6 protein-coding genes are annotated in these 3,811 nt (G+C 43.6%); all 6 read left to right on the forward strand.

Annotated features, from left to right (window positions below; translation table 11 throughout):
• Positions 1-308: 308 nt before the first annotated feature.
• Genes ybeY through rpmG form a run of 6 tightly spaced genes read left to right on the forward strand, consistent with a single transcriptional unit; the run spans position 309 to position 3,683 of the window.
• Positions 309-803 carry an rRNA maturation RNase YbeY gene (gene ybeY, locus I2503_RS09035; RefSeq protein WP_196967737.1) on the forward strand — a complete coding sequence of 165 codons (495 nt, stop codon included), beginning with the start codon at positions 309-311 and terminating at the stop codon, positions 801-803.
• Entirely contained in the window at positions 784-1,179 is a 396-nt protein-coding gene (locus I2503_RS09040) for a diacylglycerol kinase (protein WP_196967738.1), read from the forward strand. Before ybeY ends, I2503_RS09040 begins: the two co-directional genes overlap by 20 nt.
• Positions 1,180-1,196: 17 nt before the next feature.
• Positions 1,197-2,096 carry a GTPase Era gene (era, locus tag I2503_RS09045; RefSeq protein WP_196967739.1) on the forward strand — a complete coding sequence of 300 codons (900 nt, stop codon included), beginning with the start codon at positions 1,197-1,199 and terminating at the stop codon, positions 2,094-2,096.
• Positions 2,096-2,914, forward strand: a complete 819-nt coding sequence (gene mutM / locus I2503_RS09050; protein WP_196967740.1) for a DNA-formamidopyrimidine glycosylase — start codon at positions 2,096-2,098, stop codon at positions 2,912-2,914. Before era ends, mutM begins: the two co-directional genes overlap by 1 nt.
• Positions 2,911-3,516, forward strand: coding sequence for a dephospho-CoA kinase (coaE, locus tag I2503_RS09055; RefSeq protein WP_247644709.1), 606 nt, complete (start codon positions 2,911-2,913; stop codon positions 3,514-3,516). Before mutM ends, coaE begins: the two co-directional genes overlap by 4 nt.
• 17 nt (positions 3,517-3,533) lie before the next feature.
• Positions 3,534-3,683 (forward strand): 50S ribosomal protein L33, encoded by a 150-nt coding sequence (rpmG, locus tag I2503_RS09060; RefSeq protein WP_196090897.1) that lies wholly within the window; start codon positions 3,534-3,536, stop codon positions 3,681-3,683.
• The last annotated feature ends 128 nt before the right edge of the window (positions 3,684-3,811 follow it).

The raw sequence follows: 3,811 nt of genomic DNA on the forward strand, positions 1-3,811 counted from the left end.
ATAAAGGGGAAATCCTTTTTTGTCTAGTCGAATGTTTCACCCAATGGGTGAAAAGCAGAATCTTCCAGAAACCCTGTGATCAATACGGTTTCTGGAAGGTTTTTAAGTTAGGTATGAATAATTTGGGGTAAATTTTCTTCTATTTTACTTCCAAAATCTTAAAATCTAACCCAGATGTTCTGAAATGTCTTCAAAACGTCCTGAACGGTAAAATTGGATCGATTTAGGGTAGGTCAATAGGTGATTTTCAGACAGACGGACTGGGGATGTGCTATAATGGAAATAATAGATATGAATGAGGATTTTCCATGTATATTGAAATGCAAGACGAGACTGGGCGCGTGTCCAGGGATATGATGGTTGATATTGAAAAGCTGGTGCAATCGGCAGCCAAGCGAATTGGAAAAGAAGACAAGGAAATGGCCATCACTTTTGTAGATAACGAGCGCATCCATCAAGTGAATCTGGAATATCGTGGAATGGACCGGCCGACTGATGTTGTCAGTTTGGAGTATAAGCCAGAAGAGTCGATCTCTTTTGAAGATATGGACATGGACGAGGCAGACTTAGCGGAACTCATGGGTGAGTTCGATGCCTACATTGGAGAACTGTACATTTCAGTAGACCGGGCTTTAGAGCAGGCTGAGGATTATGGCCATTCTTATGAACGGGAAATGGGCTTTTTGGCTGTTCATGGTTTTTTACATATCAATGGTTATGACCATTACACCCCGGAAGAAGAAGCAGAAATGTTTGGATTACAGGAAGAGATATTGACAGCTTATGGACTCACAAGGGAATAAACGCAAGTGGAAAAATCGAGATCTCATCTCTAGTTTAGAGTTTGCCCTAACCGGAATTGCCACGGCTTTTAAAGAAGAGGCTAATATGCGCAAGCATTTGGTTTCGGGAATTCTCGTTGTTGTGGCAGGCTTGATTTTTCAAGTTTCGGCGATTGAGTGGCTCTTTTTGTTGCTGAGTGTCTTTATGGTGATTACTCTAGAAATTGTCAACTCAGCGATTGAGAATGTCGTGGATTTGGCTTCTAATTATCATTTTTCGATGCTGGCTAAACATGCAAAGGACATGGCTGCAGGAGCGGTTTTGTTCTTTTCTGGCTATGCTGTGATTACGGGGCTTATTATTTTTGTCCCCAAAATTTGGAATCTATTTTTTTAAAGAATGAAGGAGAATGAATGTCTTTTAAATCAGGTTTTGTGGCGATTCTAGGTCGTCCGAATGTTGGAAAATCGACCTTTTTGAATCATGTTATGGGGCAAAAAATTGCCATCATGAGTGATAAAGCGCAAACGACACGAAATAAAATTATGGGGATTTATACGACCCCAGAGGAACAAATCGTCTTTATTGATACCCCTGGTATTCACAAGCCTAAAACGGCTTTGGGCGATTTCATGGTCGATGCAGCTTACTCAACCCTTCGTGAGGTAGATACCGTCCTCTTTATGGTGCCAGCTGATGAGCCTCGCGGTAAGGGGGATGATATGATTATGGAACGCCTGAAACAGGCTAAGGTTCCTGTGATTCTAGTTGTGAATAAATTGGATAAAGTGAATCCTGAACAACTGTTGGATCAAATCCAGGACTTCAAGGATCAGATGGAGTTCAAGGAAATTATTCCGATCTCGGCCCTTCAAGGGAACAATGTGTCCCACTTAATTGATGTCCTGTCCGAAAACCTTGAAGAGGGAGTGCAATACTTCCCAGAGGACATGATTACAGACCACCCAGAGCGTTTCCTCGTATCTGAGATGATTCGTGAGAAGGTGCTTCATCTGACACGTGAGGAAGTTCCCCACTCGATTGCTGTGGTGGTTGACAGCATGAAGCGCGATGAGGAGACAGATAAAATTCACATCCAGGCTACTATTATGGTAGAACGCTCTAGTCAAAAAGGGATCGTGATCGGTAAGGGTGGAGCTATGCTCAAGAAAATTGGAACCCTAGCCCGGAAGGATATTGAAACCATGTTAGGAGACAAGGTCTTCTTAGAAACCTGGGTTAAAGTGAAGAAAAATTGGCGAGATAAGAAATTGGATTTGGCCGATTTTGGTTATAACGAAAAGGAATACTAATGCCAGAATTACCTGAAGTAGAGACCGTTCGCCGCGGTCTTTCTCCATTGTTACGAGGGAAAGTCATTTCCCAAGTGATCATCCTTTATCCACCTATGGTACGGACTGGAGCTGATGCTTTAGCACATGACTTGCTAGGACAGAAAATTCAAGATGTCCAGAGACGGGGCAAGTACCTCATTTTTGATTTGGGGCAACATGTTCTTTTGTCTCATCTGCGGATGGAAGGGAAGTTTTTCTTTCAAGAAGTAGCTCAAGAACCCTTGAAACACCAGCATGTTCTGATTGATTTTGAAGATGGTTCTCGTTTGGTTTATCAGGACGTTCGGAAGTTTGGAACCTTGGACTATTTACCCAAGGCAGATTTAGCAGCCTATTTTCAGTCCAAGAAACTAGGTCCAGAACCAGTTGAAGAAACCTTTCTTCTTAAGGAATTTCGAGAGGGATTAGGGAAGTCGCGAAAACCTGTGAAGCCTCTCCTTTTAGAGCAGCGGCTGGTAGCTGGTTTAGGGAATATCTATGTGGATGAGGTTTTGTGGAAGGCCAGGATTCATCCCACGCGCTCGGCTTCGAGCTTATCAGCTCAAAAAGCTGGCCAACTTCGCCGGGCTATTATTGAAACCTTGGCTGAGGGAGTGGCTCGTGGTGGTTCGACGATTCGTACTTATAAAAATGCTTTTGGGCAGGCAGGGACCATGCAGGAAACCCTAAAAGTCTATGGTCAGGAAGGTCAGCCCTGTCCTCGTTGTGGTCATCCGATTGAAAAAATCAAAGTTGGAGGAAGGGGGACACATGTTTGTCCCCGGTGTCAAAAATGATGAAATCCAAGATCATAGGTTTAACGGGTGGTATTGCTTCTGGCAAAAGCCAAGTCACCTATTATTTACGGGAACTAGGTTACAAGGTGGTAGATGCAGACCATGTGGTGCATGAATTACAGGCTCCCGGTGGTGCTCTTTATCAGCTTCTAGTGGATTACTTAGGCGATGGGATTTTAGAAGAGTCAGGAGAGTTGAATCGCTCCCTATTAGCGCAACGTTTTTTCTCGGATGCGGATTTGCGTGCTTGGTCTAAGCGGGAGCAAGGGCGCGTGATTCGAGAGGCTTTGGCAGCTGAATGGGAGCAGGCTCAGAGGTCTGGGCAGGTGGTCTTTTTTGACATCCCGCTTTTGTTCGAGGAGGATTATGAGGACTGGTTCGAGTCGATTTGGCTGGTCTATGTGGATGAGGCTACCCAGCTAGAGCGGTTGATGCGGCGGAATAATCTGTCTGAGCAGGAAGCCCATAAGCGTTTGGCTAGTCAGTGGTCTTTGGAACAGAAAAGGCCTTTAGCCAGTCTTATCCTAGACAATCGTGGCAGTCTTGGACAACTTCACCAGCAAATTGATCAGGCCTTGTCTGATTTGAGGGAAGGTTTTTAACCGATAAATGAGAGAATATGAGAATTAAAATTCAATTACGCTGCCAATCTTGTGGTAGTCAAAATTATATCAGTAGTAAGAATCCTCAATCGCATCCAGATCGGATTGAGGTGCTCAAGTATTGTCCAAAGGAGCGTAAGGTAACCACTCATCAGGAAATGAAGTGAGGGTTAGTGTAAAATAATTCTCGGTAGCCGATTGAAAAAATAAAAAAGTCCTATATCCTAGGAAGTGCAAAATCAACCCGAAAGGATATAGAACCTATGACTATTGTATCAGAGATTTTCGAGAAATT

It is taken from the genome of Streptococcus sp. NLN64, assembly GCF_015831295.1.
Lineage (GTDB): Bacteria > Bacillota > Bacilli > Lactobacillales > Streptococcaceae > Streptococcus.